This window comes from Halomonas sp. GD1P12 (assembly GCF_025725645.1).
GTDB lineage: Bacteria > Pseudomonadota > Gammaproteobacteria > Pseudomonadales > Halomonadaceae > Vreelandella.
Genome location: NZ_CP107007.1, coordinates 74,135 through 91,705 on the forward strand (window position 1 = coordinate 74,135; position 17,571 = coordinate 91,705).

At 59.2% G+C, this 17,571-nt stretch carries 14 protein-coding genes and 3 rRNA genes; 11 read left to right on the top strand and 6 right to left on the bottom strand.

Annotated features, from left to right (window positions below; genetic code table 11):
• The first annotated feature begins 16 nt into the window (after positions 1 to 16).
• A complete protein-coding gene (locus OCT39_RS00325; RefSeq protein ID WP_263585750.1) occupies positions 17 to 688 on the top strand; it encodes a metal-dependent hydrolase in 672 nt (223 codons plus the stop codon).
• Here the strand turns inward: OCT39_RS00325 and OCT39_RS00330 are convergent.
• Together OCT39_RS00330 and OCT39_RS00335 are read right to left on the bottom strand one after the other, a co-directional pair.
• The gene (locus OCT39_RS00330) at positions 664 to 2,046 is read right to left on the bottom strand and encodes a sigma-54-dependent transcriptional regulator (protein WP_263585751.1); all 1,383 of its coding nucleotides are present in this window, start codon (positions 2,044 to 2,046) and stop codon (positions 664 to 666) included. The two genes, OCT39_RS00325 and OCT39_RS00330, sit on opposite strands and share 25 nt — an antisense overlap.
• A complete protein-coding gene (locus tag OCT39_RS00335) occupies positions 2,039 to 3,949 on the bottom strand; it encodes a sensor histidine kinase (RefSeq protein WP_263585752.1) in 1,911 nt (636 codons plus the stop codon). Before OCT39_RS00335 ends, OCT39_RS00330 begins: the two co-directional genes overlap by 8 nt.
• A gap of 567 nt (positions 3,950 to 4,516) precedes the next feature.
• On the opposite strand from OCT39_RS00335, the gene OCT39_RS00340 reads away from it, so the two are divergent.
• The 3 genes from OCT39_RS00340 (at position 4,517) to rrf (ending at position 9,468) form a co-directional block, all read left to right on the top strand.
• Positions 4,517 to 6,051: ribosomal RNA gene (locus OCT39_RS00340) — 16S ribosomal RNA — on the top strand.
• Positions 6,052 to 6,333: 282 nt separating this feature from the next.
• Positions 6,334 to 9,222, top strand: a 23S ribosomal RNA gene (locus tag OCT39_RS00345).
• Positions 9,223 to 9,352: 130 nt separating this feature from the next.
• A 5S ribosomal RNA gene (gene rrf, locus OCT39_RS00350) occupies positions 9,353 to 9,468 on the top strand.
• Together the 16S, 23S and 5S rRNA genes form the textbook arrangement of a ribosomal RNA operon.
• A gap of 349 nt (positions 9,469 to 9,817) precedes the next feature.
• On the opposite strand, the gene OCT39_RS00355 is transcribed toward rrf, so the two are convergent.
• The 4 genes from OCT39_RS00355 to flgA all read right to left on the bottom strand — a co-directional run bounded on the left by OCT39_RS00355 (position 9,818) and on the right by flgA (position 12,211).
• On the bottom strand, positions 9,818 to 10,558 hold the full coding sequence (locus tag OCT39_RS00355) for an SDR family NAD(P)-dependent oxidoreductase (RefSeq protein ID WP_263585753.1): 741 nt from the start codon (positions 10,556 to 10,558) through the stop codon (positions 9,818 to 9,820).
• 114 nt (positions 10,559 to 10,672) lie between these two features.
• Positions 10,673 to 11,122: a flagella synthesis protein FlgN gene (locus OCT39_RS00360; RefSeq protein ID WP_263585754.1), complete on the bottom strand. Its 450-nt coding sequence runs from the start codon at positions 11,120 to 11,122 to the stop codon at positions 10,673 to 10,675.
• Between the two features lie 6 nt (positions 11,123 to 11,128).
• Positions 11,129 to 11,392 carry a flagellar biosynthesis anti-sigma factor FlgM gene (flgM, locus tag OCT39_RS00365; RefSeq protein WP_252105771.1) on the bottom strand — a complete coding sequence of 88 codons (264 nt, stop codon included), beginning with the start codon at positions 11,390 to 11,392 and terminating at the stop codon, positions 11,129 to 11,131.
• Between the two features lie 102 nt (positions 11,393 to 11,494).
• A complete protein-coding gene (gene flgA, locus OCT39_RS00370; protein WP_263585755.1) occupies positions 11,495 to 12,211 on the bottom strand; it encodes a flagellar basal body P-ring formation chaperone FlgA in 717 nt (238 codons plus the stop codon).
• Positions 12,212 to 12,412: 201 nt separating this feature from the next.
• On the opposite strand from flgA, the gene flgB reads away from it, so the two are divergent.
• From flgB to OCT39_RS00405, 7 genes are read left to right on the top strand one after another with little or no spacing between them, the layout of a single operon-like run.
• Positions 12,413 to 12,838, top strand: coding sequence for a flagellar basal body rod protein FlgB (gene flgB / locus OCT39_RS00375; RefSeq protein WP_263585756.1), 426 nt, complete (start codon positions 12,413 to 12,415; stop codon positions 12,836 to 12,838).
• A gap of 26 nt (positions 12,839 to 12,864) precedes the next feature.
• Positions 12,865 to 13,275, top strand: a complete 411-nt coding sequence (flgC, locus tag OCT39_RS00380) for a flagellar basal body rod protein FlgC (protein WP_263585757.1) — start codon at positions 12,865 to 12,867, stop codon at positions 13,273 to 13,275.
• A gap of 2 nt (positions 13,276 to 13,277) precedes the next feature.
• Entirely contained in the window at positions 13,278 to 13,973 is a 696-nt protein-coding gene (locus tag OCT39_RS00385; RefSeq protein ID WP_263585758.1) for a flagellar hook assembly protein FlgD, read from the top strand.
• A gap of 36 nt (positions 13,974 to 14,009) precedes the next feature.
• Positions 14,010 to 15,248 (top strand): flagellar hook protein FlgE, encoded by a 1,239-nt coding sequence (flgE, locus tag OCT39_RS00390; RefSeq protein ID WP_263585759.1) that lies wholly within the window; start codon positions 14,010 to 14,012, stop codon positions 15,246 to 15,248.
• 27 nt (positions 15,249 to 15,275) lie between these two features.
• Positions 15,276 to 16,034 carry a flagellar basal body rod protein FlgF gene (locus OCT39_RS00395; RefSeq protein ID WP_263585760.1) on the top strand — a complete coding sequence of 253 codons (759 nt, stop codon included), beginning with the start codon at positions 15,276 to 15,278 and terminating at the stop codon, positions 16,032 to 16,034.
• A 30-nt stretch (positions 16,035 to 16,064) separates the two neighbouring features.
• Positions 16,065 to 16,847 carry a flagellar basal-body rod protein FlgG gene (flgG, locus tag OCT39_RS00400; RefSeq protein ID WP_263585761.1) on the top strand — a complete coding sequence of 261 codons (783 nt, stop codon included), beginning with the start codon at positions 16,065 to 16,067 and terminating at the stop codon, positions 16,845 to 16,847.
• A 34-nt stretch (positions 16,848 to 16,881) separates the two neighbouring features.
• Positions 16,882 to 17,571, top strand: coding sequence for a flagellar basal body L-ring protein FlgH (locus tag OCT39_RS00405; protein WP_263585762.1), 690 nt, complete (start codon positions 16,882 to 16,884; stop codon positions 17,569 to 17,571).

Consider the following 17,571-nt stretch of genomic DNA (forward strand, 5'->3'; position numbering starts at 1 on the left):
TATAGGGTGCCGCGGTATGGCGAATTTTCGCACGCACATTACGGTGGCGGCGGCGGGCGGCACGCTTTTCGCGTACGGGGGCTACCACGCGCAGTGGTGGTCGCCTTCCCAGGCGCTTTTGATGATTGCGCTGGTCGCCTTTGGCGGCATTTTGCCGGATATCGACGCCGACCGCTCCAAGTCCATCCGTTTGATTTTCAACCTGCTTTCGGTGCCCTCGCTGGTGCTCGGCGTACTGCTTTTGCAGCCGTGGCTGGCGCCGGGCATGCTGCTCGTTGCCTGCGGCGGCATCTATTTTGGCGTGCGCTATCTGGCGAGTATTCTGTTTTCCAAACTCACCGTGCACCGCGGTATCTGGCACTCCTTAATGGCCGCGGCGCTCTGCGCCGGCGCCACCGCCGCGCTCAGCTTTAATGCGCTGATGCAGCCGCCCTGGATCGCCTGGTCCCACGGCGCCTCGGTGCTGCTGGGGTTTCTCATCCATTTGGGGCTCGACGAGCTGTTTAGCGTCGATTTGGAAGGGGCGCGGCTCAAGCGCTCCTTCGGCACGGCGCTAAAACTCGGCGATAGCCGCCGGCCGGTCTCCAATCTGTTGATGCTGATCGCGCTGTTGACTCTGATGCCCTGGGTGCCGCCCTGGGGGGTGCTGGGCGAGCTTTTGCATCAGGGGTCGCTTTTGTGGCGGTAATCCTCGGCGCTCAGGCCGTGCTTTTTCAGCTTGTCGTAAAAGGTCTTGCGCGGCAGGCCCAGGTGCGTGCACACGTCGATGACGCGGCCCTGGTGGCGGGCCAAAGACTGGCTGATCAGGCTCTTTTCGAACAGCTCGACCTGGCGAGGTAGCGTGGGCTCTTCGACGCTTGCGGTTTCACCGGCGAGTAGCACATCGAGGCGGTAGTCGAAGGCCGCGCCGAGCAGCACGTAGCGCTCGGCGAGGTTTCTAAGCTCGCGCACGTTGCCCGGCCAGTCGTGGGCCAACAGCGTGGCCACGGCGTGGTTATCCAGCGTCGGCGCTTCCAGGCCGCTTCTGTTGGCGGCGACCACGGCGAAGTGCTGGAATAGAAGCGGGATGTCCTCACGGCGCTCGCGCAGAGCGGGCAGCGGCAGCGTCACCACGTTGAGCCGGTAGTAGAGATCCTCGCGAAAGCGGCCTTCGTCGGCGGCGACCTTGAGATCCACCTTGGTGGCGGCGATGACGCGGATGTCCAGCGCCACCGTCTCGTTGGCGCCCAAGCGCTCGACGCTGCGCTCCTGGAGCACGCGCAAGAGCTTCACCTGCAGCGCCGGCGGCATGGATTCGATCTCATCCAAAAACACCGTGCCGCCGTTGGCGTGCTCGAACTTGCCGATTCGTCGCTCCACCGCGCCGGTGAAGGCGCCTTTCTCGTGGCCGAAAAGCTCGGATTCGATGGTGTGCTCCGGCACCGCCCCGCAGTTGATCGCCATGAACGGATGGGCGCGCCGGGCGCTGCGCTCGTGGATCGCGCGGGCGACCAGATCCTTGCCCGTCCCGGTTTCGCCCAGCAGCAGCACATCGGCTTCGACCTGACTGATGCGCTGAATCATCGCCGCCAGGTGCGAGATCACCGGGGTGCGGCCGACCAGGCGCGGGCCGAGCGCGGCCTGCTGCGCCTCGAGCTCCGCCTTGAGGTGGGTGTTCTCCAGACTCAGCTGGCGCTTTTCGATGCCGCGGCGCACCACGTCGACGAGCTGCTCGCCGGCGAAGGGTTTCTCCAGAAAATCCCAGGCGCCGGCGCGCATGGCTTCCACGGCGGTAGAGATGTCGCCGTGACCGGTAATGAGAATGATCGGCAGCGTCGGGTCGCGCTTTTTTAACGCGTGTAGAAGCGCCATGCCGTCCATGCCCGGCATGCGCATGTCGCTGACGATGACGCCGGGAAAGTGCGGCGGAAGCTCAGCCAGCGCCTGCTCGGCAGAGGCGAAACAGTGCGGCGTGTAGCCGGCGAGTTCCAGCGTTTGGCTGGCCGTGATGCGCAGATGCGCCTCGTCGTCGATGACGATCACGGGCAGCGTCTCGGGCTCATGCATGGCGGCTCTCCAACGGTTGAGCGGGCGGTTCGACGGGCGGCTCACCGGCGGCGAGGGTAAGCGTAAAACACGCGCCGCGGTCGGTATTGCTGGCCACGAGGCTGCCGCCTAAATCCTTCATGATACGCGAAGAGATCGAAAGGCCGAGTCCCAAGCCACTGCCCGGCGCCCGGGTGGTGAAAAAGGGCTCGAAGATGTGCGTTAGGTGCTCTTCGTCGATACCGGGGCCGTTATCCTCGACGCGAATCTGCACGACGTCGCCTTCACTCCCGGCGCTGAGTATCAGCCTGGGCGCTGGCTGGCCGCTGGTGGCCTGCAGGGCGTTGCCGATCAGGTTGACCAGCACCTGCTCCAGACGTACCAGGTCTCCAACGACCCAGAGCGGTTCGGCGGGCATCGTCTGGATCACCTCGGTGTGGCTTTCGCGCAGGCGGTTTTGAAACAGGCGAAGCGCGTACTCGGCGCAGGTTTGAACGGCGATGCTTTCATGGCGCTCGCTGCTCTTGCGCGAGAACTGGCGCAACTGAGCGCTGATCTCCGCCATGCGCTCGGTCAGCTCGACGATCTGACCAAGGTTGGCATCGGCCTGCTCGGTGCGGGCCAGCTCGATGAAGCGCCGGGCGTTTTCGGCGTAGGCACGAATCGCCGCCAGCGGCTGGTTGAGTTCGTGGTTGATGCCGGCCGCCAGCTGGCCCAGAACGGCCAGCTTCGCGGCCTGCACCAGCTCGTCCTGAGTCTGGCGCAGGCTCGCTTCGGCGCGCAGACGCTCGTCGATCTCGCTGGAGAGGCGCTGGTTACTAGCCACCAGGTCGCGGGTACGCCGCGCCACGCTGACCTCGAGCTCGTCGCGCACCCGGGCAAGCGTCTGTCGCTCACGCTCGGCGAACGCCTCGCGCTCCCGGCGCAGCCGCCAGCGCTGCCAGCCCACGCCGCCGCCAAGCACCAGTAATCCATACAGCCCGCCCGCCATCAGCGCGGCGATCCACTGCGCGCGTGCAACCGGGGTCAGCGGTTTGAGGATATGCATCTGCCAGCCGAATTCGGCGATGGTGTGGGTCAGGCTCAGGTAGTGCTCGCCCGTCAGCGGGCCTTGCTCGAAGCTGACTTGCCGGCCGTTGGCGTTATCGTCAGCGTCCACGCGAATGCCAGAGTAGTTCAATGGCTCCATGGCGTAGCGTCGGGTGCGTCTTAGCATGCCTCGCTCGGCAACATCGAGCGGATAGAGCGCGCTCATGCGAAGCTCCGGGCGGCTGGCCATGAAGATGATGTCGTCGCCATCGGTGACGAAAAGCTCGGCATCCTGCTCCGCCCAGCTCTGCTCGACCTCGTCGAGCAGTACCTTGATCACGATCACTCCATCCGGGGTGGCGTCCGGGGCGGTATCGTCCAGCCAAACCGGCGCTGAAAAGAAGTAGCCGCGCTCGAGCGACTGGGTGCCCAGCCCGAAAAAGCGTCCGGGCTGGCCATTCATGGCTTGGGTGTAGTAGCTACGAAACGAATAGTTGTGGCCGATGAAGGTGTTGGGGCGGTGCCAGTTGCTGGCGGCCAGGGTGGTGCCTTCTCTATCCAGCAGATAGACGTCGGATACCCCCGCGGTAAAGCGAAACCGATCCAGCAGCATGTTGAGCGGCATGGGGTTCTGGCTTTGCGGCGAGGCGAGAAAGCGGCGCACGGCTTCACGGGTGGCCAGCATTGGAGGCAAATAGTCAAAGCGCAGCAGATAGCCTTGGAGGTTGGCTGCCGACAGGCGCAGCTCGTTTTCGGCGTCTTCTTCCAGCTCGCCGAGCGCGCGCACCCGGGCAAACTCGGCGGCCTGCCACATACCGACCACCAGCCCCAGCAGAAGCGCCAGAATCCAAACGAGGCGCCTGCGGCTCGAAGAAAAAAGCGGTGAGTGAGTCATGAGCCTCGCCTTTAACGGGAGAGCGCCAAGGTTATGGGGTTTAACCAGAGCGCTCAATACCATAAAGGTGGATACCGTTTGAGGGTGTAGAAGGGGGAAGTTGACGTCGTTTTCACCTGCAGTCGAAAAACCGCTTGCACTCGCCCCGGCAAATCCGTAAAGTACGCATCCGCTGCCGGGGACGCCAAGCGTTTCCAGCGGTGGATAAAGGTGAAAACCTTCGGTTTGTCAGGAAGTTAGAGCACTGTTCGGCAGGTTTGAATGGCTCGCTTCACTCGCTGAAATCAGCGGTTGACAAATTCACCGGAATGCGTAGAATACGCCTTCCTCGACGGGCAAGCGGTTCAGGTCATCGAACGGTTCGTCGAACAGCTCTTTAACAATTTGATCAGGCAATTCATGTGGGCGTTTGCCGATGAGGGTGACAAGTCACCTTATATCAAGGCAGACGAACACAGCGATACCTTTCGAGGTATCACGGTAAATTCGTTTGAACCTTGAGCCAGGATTGATTCGCCTCTGCGTCATGTCTTCGTATGTGGGGCAGGCAAGAATCACACTGATTTTAAACTGAAGAGTTTGATCATGGCTCAGATTGAACGCTGGCGGCAGGCTTAACACATGCAAGTCGAGCGGCAGCACGGGAAGCTTGCTTCCTGGTGGCGAGCGGCGGACGGGTGAGTAATGCATGGGAATCCACCCGATAGTGGGGGATAACCTGGGGAAACCCAGGCTAATACCGCATACGTCCTACGGGAGAAAGGGGGCTTCGGCTCCCGCTATCGGACGAGCCCATGTCGGATTAGCTAGCTGGTGAGGTAACGGCTCACCAGGGCGACGATCCGTAGCTGGTCTGAGAGGATGATCAGCCACATCGGGACTGAGACACGGCCCGAACTCCTACGGGAGGCAGCAGTGGGGAATATTGGACAATGGGCGCAAGCCTGATCCAGCCATGCCGCGTGTGTGAAGAAGGCCCTCGGGTTGTAAAGCACTTTCAGTGGGGAAGAAGGCCTGCCGGTTAATACCCGTCAGGAAGGACATCACCCACAGAAGAAGCACCGGCTAACTCCGTGCCAGCAGCCGCGGTAATACGGAGGGTGCAAGCGTTAATCGGAATTACTGGGCGTAAAGCGCGCGTAGGTGGCTTGACAAGCCGGTTGTGAAAGCCCCGGGCTCAACCTGGGAACGGCATCCGGAACTGTCAGGCTAGAGTGCAGGAGAGGAAGGTGGAATTCCCGGTGTAGCGGTGAAATGCGTAGAGATCGGGAGGAATACCAGTGGCGAAGGCGGCCTTCTGGACTGACACTGACACTGAGGTGCGAAAGCGTGGGTAGCAAACAGGATTAGATACCCTGGTAGTCCACGCCGTAAACGATGTCGACCAGCCGTTGGGTGCCTTGTGCACCTTGTGGCGAAGTTAACGCGATAAGTCGACCGCCTGGGGAGTACGGCCGCAAGGTTAAAACTCAAATGAATTGACGGGGGCCCGCACAAGCGGTGGAGCATGTGGTTTAATTCGATGCAACGCGAAGAACCTTACCTGCTCTTGACATCCTGCGAACCCGGAAGAGATTCCGGGGTGCCTTCGGGAACGCAGAGACAGGTGCTGCATGGCTGTCGTCAGCTCGTGTTGTGAAATGTTGGGTTAAGTCCCGTAACGAGCGCAACCCTTGTCCCTATTTGCCAGCGCGTAATGGCGGGAACTCTAGGGAGACTGCCGGTGACAAACCGGAGGAAGGTGGGGACGACGTCAAGTCATCATGGCCCTTACGAGCAGGGCTACACACGTGCTACAATGGCCGGTACAAAGGGCAGCGAACTCGCGAGAGCAAGCGAATCCCGAAAAGCCGGTCTCAGTCCGGATCGGAGTCTGCAACTCGACTCCGTGAAGTCGGAATCGCTAGTAATCGTGGATCAGAATGCCACGGTGAATACGTTCCCGGGCCTTGTACACACCGCCCGTCACACCATGGGAGTGGACTGCACCAGAAGTGGTTAGCTTAACCCTCGGGAAAGCGATCACCACGGTGTGGTTCATGACTGGGGTGAAGTCGTAACAAGGTAGCCGTAGGGGAACCTGCGGCTGGATCACCTCCTTAAACGATGCGTCATCCTCGCGGTAAACGTCCACAATGAATTGCCTGATCAGATGCTGTTGATGAGCAGTGACAAGCCAGACGCCACGCGTTGTCTTGTCACTGCTTATGGCAGTCGCTCTTTAACAATGTATATCATGCTGACAGTATCGAATGACGATACGGTGACATGAGCTTCGGCTCCTGTAATCGTGACGTGATCTCGATACGCAATTGTTTTGTGATACGTCTCAAGCGTATCCGGCAATCGTTGTCATTGCGGGCCCGGACTCCTTCGGGTTATAGGGTCAAGCAATGAAGCGCACACGGTGGATGCCTAGGCAGCCAGAGGCGATGAAAGACGTGGAAGCCTGCGATAAGGTTCGGTGAGGTGGCAAACGACCTGCGACCCGAACATCTCTGAATGGGGAAACCCACCGACCACAAGGTCGGTATCGTATCCTGAATACATAGGGATACGAGGCGAACCGGGGGAACTGAAACATCTAAGTACCCCGAGGAAAAGAAATCAACCGAGATTCCCCCAGTAGCGGCGAGCGAACGGGGACCAGCCCTTAAGTTGTGCAATCGATAGGCGAACAGTCTGGGAAGTCTGACCATAGCGGGTGATAGTCCCGTAGCCGAAATCCGAGCACAGTGAAATCGAGTAGGTCGGGGCACGAGAAACCCTGATTGAAGACGGGGGGACCATCCTCCAAGGCTAAATACTCCTGGCTGACCGATAGTGAACCAGTACCGTGAGGGAAAGGCGAAAAGAACCCCGGCGAGGGGAGTGAAATAGATCCTGAAACCGTGTGCGTACAAGCAGTGGGAGCAGACTTGTTCTGTGACTGCGTACCTTTTGTATAATGGGTCAGCGACTTATATTCAGTGGCGAGCTTAACCGAATAGGGGAGGCGTAGAGAAATCGAGTCTTAACTGGGCGACCAGTCGCTGGATATAGACCCGAAACCGGGCGATCTATCCATGAGCAGGGTGAAGGTTGAGTAACATCAACTGGAGGCCCGAACCAGGATCTGTTGAAAAAGATTTGGATGACTTGTGGATCGGAGTGAAAGGCTAATCAAGCCCGGAGATAGCTGGTTCTCCTCGAAAGCTATTTAGGTAGCGCCTCACGTATCACCACCGGGGGTAGAGCACTGTTTCGGCTAGGGGGTCATCCCGACTTACCAACCCGAGGCAAACTCCGAATACCGGTGAGTGCAGCGTGGGAGACACACGGCGGGTGCTAACGTCCGTCGTGAAAAGGGAAACAACCCGGACCGTCAGCTAAGGTCCCCAAATCCTGGTTAAGTGGGAAACGATGTGGGAAGGCTCAGACAGCCAGGAGGTTGGCTTAGAAGCAGCCATCCTTTAAAGAAAGCGTAATAGCTCACTGGTCGAGTCGGCCTGCGCGGAAGATGTAACGGGGCTAAACCAGGTACCGAAGCTACGGGTTCATCCTCTGGATGAGCGGTAGAGGAGCGTCGTGTACGCCGACGAAGGTGGATCGAGAGGTCTGCTGGAGGTATCACGAGTGCGAATGCTGACATGAGTAACGATAAGGGGAGTGAAAAACTCCCCCGCCGGAAGACCAAGGGTTTCTGTTCGATGCTAATCAGAGCAGAGTGAGTCGGCCCCTAAGGCGAGGCCGAAAGGCGTAGTCGATGGGAAACGGGTCAATATTCCCGTACCGGACATGATTGCGATGGGGGGACGGAGAAGGCTAGGTGAGCCGGGCGCTGGTTGTCCCGGTGAAAGCAGGTAGGCTGAATGCTCAGGCAAATCCGGGCGTTCAAGGCCGAGATGCGAGACGAACTGACCACGGTCAGGAAGTCACTGATGCCACGCTTCCAGGAAAAGCCTCTAAGCTTCAGATCATGTGCGACCGTACCCCAAACCGACACAGGTGGTCAGGGTGAGAATCCCAAGGCGCTTGAGAGAACTCGGGTGAAGGAACTAGGCAAAATGGTGCCGTAACTTCGGGAGAAGGCACGCCGGCGTAGGGTAGAGGGACTTGCTCCCCGAGCCCGAACCGGCCGAAGATACCAGGTGGCTGCAACTGTTTAGTAAAAACACAGCACTCTGCCAACGCGCAAGCGGACGTATAGGGTGTGACGCCTGCCCGGTGCCGGAAGGTTAAGTGATGGTGTTAGCCCTCGGGCGAAGCTCCTGATCGAAGCCCCGGTAAACGGCGGCCGTAACTATAACGGTCCTAAGGTAGCGAAATTCCTTGTCGGGTAAGTTCCGACCTGCACGAATGGCGTAATGATGGCCACGCTGTCTCCACCCGAGACTCAGTGAAATTGAAATCGCCGTGAAGATGCGGTGTACCCGCGGCTAGACGGAAAGACCCCGTGAACCTTTACTATAGCTTCACACTGGATACTGATGTTGCCTGTGTAGGATAGCCGGGAGGCTAGGAACTCCGGACGCCAGTTCGGAGGGAGCCACCCTTGAAATACCGGCCTGGCATCATTGGTGTTCTCACTCCGACCCGTCATCCGGGTCGAGGACAGTGTGTGGTGGGTAGTTTGACTGGGGCGGTCTCCTCCCAAAGAGTAACGGAGGAGCACGAAGGTACCCTCAGCACGGTCGGACATCGTGCAATGAGTGCAAGAGCATAAGGGTGCTTGACTGCGAGACAGACACGTCGAGCAGGTGCGAAAGCAGGTTCTAGTGATCCGGTGGTTCTGTATGGAAGGGCCATCGCTCAACGGATAAAAGGTACTCCGGGGATAACAGGCTGATACCGCCCAAGAGTTCACATCGACGGCGGTGTTTGGCACCTCGATGTCGGCTCATCACATCCTGGGGCTGAAGTCGGTCCCAAGGGTATGGCTGTTCGCCATTTAAAGTGGTACGCGAGCTGGGTTTAGAACGTCGTGAGACAGTTCGGTCCCTATCTGCCGTGGGCGTTGGATGTTTGAGAAGGGCTGCTCCTAGTACGAGAGGACCGGAGTGGACGCACCTCTGGTGTTCCGGTTGTCACGCCAGTGGCATTGCCGGGTAGCTATGTGCGGACGGGATAACCGCTGAAAGCATCTAAGCGGGAAGCCCCCTTCAAGATGAGACATCCCCGAGGCCTTGAGCCTCCTGAAGGGCCCAGCGAGACCAGCTGGTTGATAGGCACGGTGTGGACGCACCGCAAGGTGTTGAGCTAACGTGTACTAATGGCCCGTGAGGCTTGACCCTATAACACCCAAGGGGTTCGGCCCGCAGTGACAACGAAGCAAGAACCGGATACGCACGAGCATGAAGCGAAAGGCTTCATGTCGAACGGGACGATCACGAAACCGTCAGCCGATATACATTGAAAGTTACGCCTGACGACCATGGCTTGCGTGAACCACCCGATCCCTTGCCGAACTCGGAAGTGAAACCGCAACGCGCCGATGGTAGTGTGGGGTCTCCCCATGCGAGAGTAGGTTATCGTCAGGCACCTATTGTGCAGAGAACCCGGCCCCTGGCCGGGTTTTTTGTGTGCGCGAGAAAAGGGCAGCGGCGTATGAGGACCCCCGTGCGAGAGTACCGGGACGCCGGTCGCCGGGGCGCCGGTCGCCGGGACGCCGGTCGGGTTATCGTCAGGCACCCATCCCGAAACATCCCCCGTCTCCCCGAGGCGGGGGATTTTTTTATGCGCGAGAAAAATAAACCAGCCGATGGCGAGCAGTGGGACTCGTTGACTACCCTGGCGGCGTGGGTGCGCCGCATTGCTGGCTGACGCCTGCTTCTGCTGGAGGTAAGGCATACCATGCAGATTTCAGTCCTGCCATTGATTTTTCCCCTACTACCACTCGATGGGCTTTCCAGCCCAATCCCAAAAGCTGCCGGTGTCTTGGGGCGTGCGCTGATCGATGACCTTCAAAAGGCTTTCGGCGACGAAAGTGGGCGTAAAGAGTTTATCCTCGGGTACGCGTGCCTGAAATGGCTCGGAAAGCGACGTATCGGTCGTGCCAGGGTGCAGGCAGAGAACGATGGCCTGCTTGTTGAGCCGGCCCAGTTCGATGGAGGCGGTTTTCATCAGCATATTGTGCGCGGCCTTGCTGGCACGATAGCTGTACCAACCGCCGAAACCATTGTCGCTGATCGAGCCGACGCGTGCCGACAGGCTGGCCACGATGGTGGGGTGTGAGCCCTTGAGTGAATCGTTGAGTACCGACAACAGTCGGAGCGGGGTCGCGGCGTTGACGTGCATGACGTGAGCGAAGGCCTCGGCATCGAACTGCTCCAGCCGCTTTTCCGGCTGAACGCCGTGCTCATCATCGTGCAGTACGCCAACCGTATTGAAGAGAAGATGAAGCGGGCGCCCTTCGATCTCGGCGGCCAGCGCATCGAGTCCTGATTGAGTCGTGATATCGGCAGCGAGTGAGGTAACGCGCACATCGTCGATATCGGTATCGCGGCGGCTAACGGCAATGATGCTACCAACATGGGTCGAATCGAGAAGCGCTTTGATCAGCGCGTGACCGATCCCGCCATTGGCGCCGGTGATGACCGCAGTAAACTTTTCAGGTAGATGATCGAGCATTCGACACTTCCTTGTAGAATGTGAGCATTCTCATTGAAGCGTCTTGTACAGGATTTGTCTATTGACGGGCGCGTAGAGAAGGAGGGCTTGAAAACAGGAGCGTAGGAAAAAGTATCAGGCAGAGGTGTTGAGGCGACTCGACTGTGCCTGGTTGCGCCCATTGGGCTGGTAAAGCGTTTTCTCGGCAATTTGCTGAATGTAGTTCAACATGTCCTGGTTGTGCTTCATGCGTACCGTGAGCATCTGGCCCGTCAGCGCGTTCATGCGCCCGGCGCGCTCGCTTTTGTCCAGAAAGCGCTCCCAGCTGTCCTGACAGCCGGCATCCGACGCGGCCTTGAAGGCGCCGTTAGCATCATCGTCGTAACCCAAACGGTTCTGAGTCGTGCGACGCAGAGTTTCCATGCGCTCCAACGCACCCAACACCGTTTGCTTGGACTCGGCGAGCGTGGCAAGCGCTTCACCGTCGATATCCCCTTGTGTCAGCAGCTGCTGCTCTTTGGCGAGTAGCTCCAGAAGCTCGTCCAGACGCTGATGCTGATCGAAAAGCAAACGGGAAAGACTCATAAGCGATTACTCTTTGAGCTGAGCGATCAGGCCATCGGCAATACGGTCGGCGCGAATCTCGAGACGCCCTTCGCGAATAGCGTCGCGAATTTCATCCACTCGAGCCATATCGATGTCCTGGGAGTCGTCCATGTGCATCTGGCTTAAGCGCGTGGACTCGCGAGTGGTACTGCCTTCCGGCGACGACTGTGTGCCGCCGACTTTTTGCGTGTCGTCACGCTGCTGCGTCTGATTGGTGCGCAGCAGCGGATTCAGGTTATCAATTTTCACGTTGTGTGGCCCTCATCGTCAACGTTGAAGCGCTCTAAACGCCATCGCTCTATGCCGTTATAAAGAGTATCGGCGCGCTTGGAGAGGACTTTAGACATTGACTCAAAAATCTACGGTGACAGTGCCATCGCCGGTAATGCGGGCGGTCACGAGTTCGCGCGTATCGAAGCGCACACGTATCCGAGCATTCAGGGCGCCGCCTTCGAGCGCCTCGCCTTCACGTGAAATACGAAACCCCGAGCCCTGCGCTATGACCGTGACGCGCTCGCCGCGTTCCACCATTTCCGGTGCCTTTAACGCGTGCGCCTGAAAGGCGTCGCCGCTTCGGATAGGGCGCTGCGTTACCATGCCAATGATAGCATTTTCGTCGGTCAGTGCGTTGCCTGCAAGATCGCCCAGGCTGCCCTGGCGCTGAGTCACCATGGCGGGCGTGATCATGGTATTGCGCGCGATATCCTGAGCGGCCACCGTGTAGCTTCCCATGACGTCGACCTGAGCCTGCATGTAGCGTACCTGCCGGCGCGCTTCGCCGCAGCGCACCCCCACCGACACGCGCCCTAAAGGCGCCTGGCCTGCATTGGGCAGAAAGGGCTCTGGCGCAATGCAGGTCGCCAAGTGGGGCGAGGGTGGGGCCACATCGATCACCACTTCCTGGCCAAGCGTTTGCGCCTGCTGATAGAGAAAGTTCTGCACCGTTTCGACCAGCGCCTGGTCCTGCGCTCTGGCCAATCCTCCCCAAACGATGGAAAGAACGGCGATCAAGCAAAGCGCTAACGCGCGGGCCCACCGTGGGCGCGCCAGAGACGGCGAATAGGGCATGTGAGTCATCGCTCGAGCAGGAGAGTGGCTGGGCCTTCAGACAGTAGCCGGTAACCAAAAGCTTAATTCAAATGCTTTTCTCGAATCATGCGAAATGATGGGGTAAACGGCATTTGTTCCATGCTTTAGGCTGATGCTGCCTTCCCTATTATTCACCCTCAGAAATGTCCGAATTATCTTTGCCTCGCCAATGGGGGATGCATGTTCGATCACCTGGAGTCCGCCTTCAACTTTCACCAGCGCGCGCTTAGCCTTCGCCAGGCGCGCCACGACGTGCTGGCGGCCAACATCGCCAATGCCGACACGCCCAACTTCAAGGCGCGTGATATCGACTTCGCCAGCGAGCTAAAAAAGGCGGTCAGCACCGGAGCATCCGCCCAGCAAGGCGGTGGGGTAGCGCTTGCACGCACCTCCGAGCGCCATATCGAGGCGCAGGGGCGCGCTTGGCAAAGTACCAGTACGGACCTTCTTTACCGGGTGCCCGATCAGCCGAGCCTTGATGGTAACACCGTCGATATGGACCGGGAGCGTTCACAGTTCACCGACAATGCCCTTCGCTATCAGGCGGGGCTGACGATCATGAACCGCCGCATTCAGGGCCTCAAAAACGCGATGCAGCCGGAATAATCCGGCGCAAGGAGAGATAACCCCCGATGTCGATGTTCTCAGCCTTTGATATCGCAAGCTCAGCGCTTAGCGCCCAAGCGCAGCGGATGAACGTGACCGCCAGCAACATGGCCAACGCCGACAGTATCGCCGGCCCCGACGGTGAAACCTACCGCGCCAAGCAGGTGATGTTCGAAACCCAGGCCCAAAACAACCGTTATGGTGTCGGCGGTGTACGCGTCACCGAGGTCGTCGAAGACGAGTCGCCGCTGCCACTTGAGTATATGCCGAACCATCCGGCTGCCGACGAAGATGGATACGTTGCCAAGCCTAACGTCGAGCCGGTGCACGAAATGGTCAACATGATCTCCGCCTCGCGTTCGTATCAGGCCAATGTCGAAGTCTTCAACACGACCAAACAGATGATGGTTCAAACACTCTCGCTCGGTGAGGGCTAAACATGAATATCGATTCAAGCGTGATCAATAGCATCAACGGCGCTAACGGCAGCAGACCCAATCTCTCCGCCAGTCAGTCCCAGGAGATGCGCGACAGCTTCATGACGCTGTTGATTACTCAGCTGCAAAACCAGGACCCGATGAATCCGATGGATAACTCGGAGATGACCTCCCAGCTGGCCCAGATCAATACCGTCAGCGGAATCGAGCAGCTCAACGATACGTTGAACGGCATTACCCAACAGATGGACGCCGGGCGCGCGCTGCAGGCGGCGGGGCTGATCGACAAGGCGGTACTGGTGCCCGGCAATAACGTCATGGTCAGTGCCGATGCGGAAAACGGCAGCTATGCCACACCCTTTGGGATCGAGCTCGACAAACCCGCCGAGCAGGTAGTGGCTACCGTCACCGGCCAGTCTGGCGAGGTTGTATATACCCGCGAGCTGGGTCCGGTGAAAGCCGGCGTCGAGTCCTTTAGTTGGGGTGGTCTGACCAACGAGGGCGTGGCGGTTCCCGATGGCGCTTACAAGGTGAATTTCAGAGCGACCGATGCCGATGGTGAGCTTCTCGAGTCGCGCGCGCTGAATTACGCGCTGGTGCAGGGCGTGTCACCCGGTAACGGCGGCAGTGACGTTCGTCTGGATCTGGGCGCTATCTACGGCCAGGTAGGACTCGACCAGGTCAAGCAGATTCTTTGATCGTTCGCTTAACATTCATATTAGCAGGAGAGCATCATGAGCTTTTCTCAAGCACTTAGCGGTTTGAACGCCCAGCGCGAAAAACTCAGCGCTATTGGTAACAACATCGCCAACTCGCAAACCGTCGGATTCAAGAGCACTGACGTGCGGTTCGCTGACGTTTACGCTCAGTCGCGGATTGGCCTTGGGGTACGTACCGCAAGCGTATTACAGAACTTCAGTCAGGGCAGTATCGAGTCCTCATCGCGTAATCTCGACCTGGCGATTTCCGGTGACGGCTTTTTCCGTTTTCAGCAGTCCAATGGCAGCATCGGTTACTCGCGAAACGGTCAGCTCACCATGACGCCGACGGGTGAACTGGTGAACGCTCAGGGTGCGCAGATCATGGGCTATCCGGCTGATGCTGCTGGCAATGTTTTGTCTGGCGGTAATGTGGCGCCTTTGAGCGTGGACCCAGGCGACCTGGAAGCCAGCGCAACCAGCCAGCTCAACATGACGTTGAACCTGAATAGTGGCCAGCCCGCTATCACGGGCGCCGCTCCAACGGCAGCAGAGCTTGAAGAGGGCATTGGCGCCGATCGCTATACCTTCTCTTCCAATCCGACGATTTTCGACTCTCAGGGTAACGCGCGCAATTTAACGCTTTATTTCACAAAAACCGGCGATAACGCTTGGCGCGTAGATGGGCGCTTGTCCGGTGGCCCTGGCGATGCACAAACCTACGGTCTGCCGGGTCTAACGACGCTCACGTTCAACCAGAACGGTACGCTTCAGGGCGGCGGCGAAGCAGCGCTTGCCATCAACGGCGGTGAGTTCAACAACACCATTCTGGCTAATTTGGATATCGATCTCAATTTCGCGGGTACTACTCAGTTTGCCAATACTTCCACGGTAAATGATATCGCCCAGAACGGTTACACCTCGGGCTCGCTGGTGGGTATCAGCATCCAGCAGGACGGTACCGTACAACGTAACTACTCCAACGAGCAGTCGCGTGCGGCAGGCCAGGTATCGCTGGTGAGCTTTCGTAACCCGGAGGGCTTGCAACCCATCGGCGACAACCTCTGGAGTGCCACGTCATCTTCGGGCCAGGAGCTAATCGGCGCGCCAGGAACGGGTCAGCGTGGCTTGCTCCAACCAGGGGCGACTGAGAACTCCAATGTCGATCTGGCGCAGGAACTGGTCGACATGATCGTCTCCCAGCGCGCCTACCAGGCGAACTCGCAGACCATCAGTACTCAGGACGAGCTCCTGCAGACCATCATCAACCTGTAAGTGCGGGGCCGAGTAGAGGAGTAGCGCGTGGATAGAATGCTGTATACCGCCATGAGCGGTGCCAAAAACGCGATGGATCAGCAGTCGGTGATGAGCAACAACCTCTCGAACGTTGCCACCACCGGGTTTCGCGCGCAGCTTCAGGCCGCGCGTTCGGTACCCGTATTGGGCGCGGGCGCGCTCGACACCCGCGTTTCAGCGATGGCCACGACGCCGGGTAGCGACTTTTCCCAAGGGCCTGTCGAGCAAACCGGGCGTACCCTGGATGTCGCCATGCAAGATGGCGCCTGGCTTGCGGTATTGACCGACGATGGCACCGAAGCCTATACCCGGCGTGGTGATTTGCAGGTCGATAGTGACGGCGTGCTCTTGAACCTGGGTCGCCCGGTCGTGGGCGACGGTGGGCCGATCGCGCTACCCCAGGGGGCGCAGCTCTCCATGGGCGCCGACGGCACCATCAGCGCTATTCCGCCCGGAGAGGGGCCCAATGCACTGGTGGATGTGGGCCGTATCAAGCTGGTAACGCCGGACGTCGCCACACTGACCCGTGGAGATGACGGCCTTTTCCGTGCACCCTTGAATGACGAGGGAGCGCCCGGTGTCTTGGCTGCCGATGAGACGGCGCGGCTGGTAAGCGGGGCGCTCGAAGGCAGCAACGTCAGCGCAGTGGAGGCGATGGTCTCGATGATCGACGTACAGCGCCGCTACGACATGCAGATGCGTGTGCTCAGCAATGCCGACGAGAATGCCCAACGCGCCAACAGCATGCTTTCACTTCAAGGCTGACCCCAGCCGCCCGATTAAAGGATACCCATCATGATCAAATCGTTGTGGACGGCGAAAACGGGGCTCGAGTCGCAGCAGACCAAGCTCGACGTGATCTCCAACAACCTGGCCAACGTCAGCACTAACGGGTTCAAGCGTTCGCGCCCGGTATTCGAAGATCTTCTTTATCAGAACATGCGTCAGCCCGGCGCTCAGAACAACATTCAGGATCGGCTGCCCTCGGGCATGCAGGTCGGTACCGGCGTACGCGCCGTGGCCACCGAGCGCCTGCATACTCAGGGCGGGCTGGAGCGCACTGATAACTCACGCGATTTAGCCATCAGCGGCGACGGTTTTTTCCAGGTGCTACTACCCGACGGCACGATCGGCTATACCCGCGACGGTGGCTTTCAGCTCAACGAAAACGGCCAGATGGTCACTGCCAACGGCTACCCGCTTGAACCGGCGATCTTCGTGCCACCCAACGCGCTGTCGATCGGTATCGGCGAAGACGGCACGGTGAGTGTGCGCCAGCCGGGGGTCGCTCAGGATGCGGATATCGGCCAGATCACCGTGGCCTCCTTCATTAACCCGACGGGACTCGAGAGCATCGGCGGCAACCTTTATTTGGAAACCGGAGCATCCGGCGCGCCGAACCAGGATATTCCCGGTAACAACGGCGCCGGGCGTCTTTTCCAGGGCTTTGTCGAAACCTCCAACGTCAATGTAGTGGAGGAGATGGTCAACATGATCCAGACCCAGCGCGCCTATGAAATCAACAGCCGCGCGGTCTCCACCAGTGACGAGATGCTGGCGCGCTTGAGCCAGCTGTAATTGCGGAATTCCGGTCTTGAACACAGGGCGTTCGATGTATAAAAAAACCGCGCTTTCTCGCCGTTTTGCGCAGCTGGCCGTGGCGCTGTTGATCCTTCTAGCCGCCGGGTGCGCGCAGATTCCGCGCGCGTCGGTGGTCGGCGAGCAGGAGCAGATCAACATCATCGATCGGCCACCGGCAGTGGCCAACGGCTCGATCTATCAATCGCGGCGCGGCTACCATCCGCTGTTCGAAGACCGCCGCCCGCGGGCAATCGGCGATATTTTGACCATCGTGCTCAACGAGCAGGTCAGCGCCAGCCAGAACTCGCAGTCGAGTGCCAACCGCAGCGGCTCCGGCTCGCTTGATATCGCTCAGATTCCCGAGATCATCGACTTTCTGGAAGATTACGGCTTCGATGTCGCTGGCGACAACGTCTTTGCCGGCAGCGGCAGCACCCAAGCCAACAACACCATGACCGGCACGATCACCGTCTCGGTGTTGGAAGTGCTCAACAACGGCTATCTTCGCGTGCGTGGCGAAAAGCAGATCGCGATCAATCAGGGGACCGAGTTCATCCGTTTCTCCGGCGTGGTCAATCCACAAACGGTGACGGCGGCGAATACCGTCCCTTCCAATCAGGTTGCCGATGCGCGCATCGAGTACGTGGGCGATGGCTACATCAACGAAGCGCAGCACATGGGCTGGCTGCAGCGCTTCTTCCTCAACGTGTCGCCGTTCTAG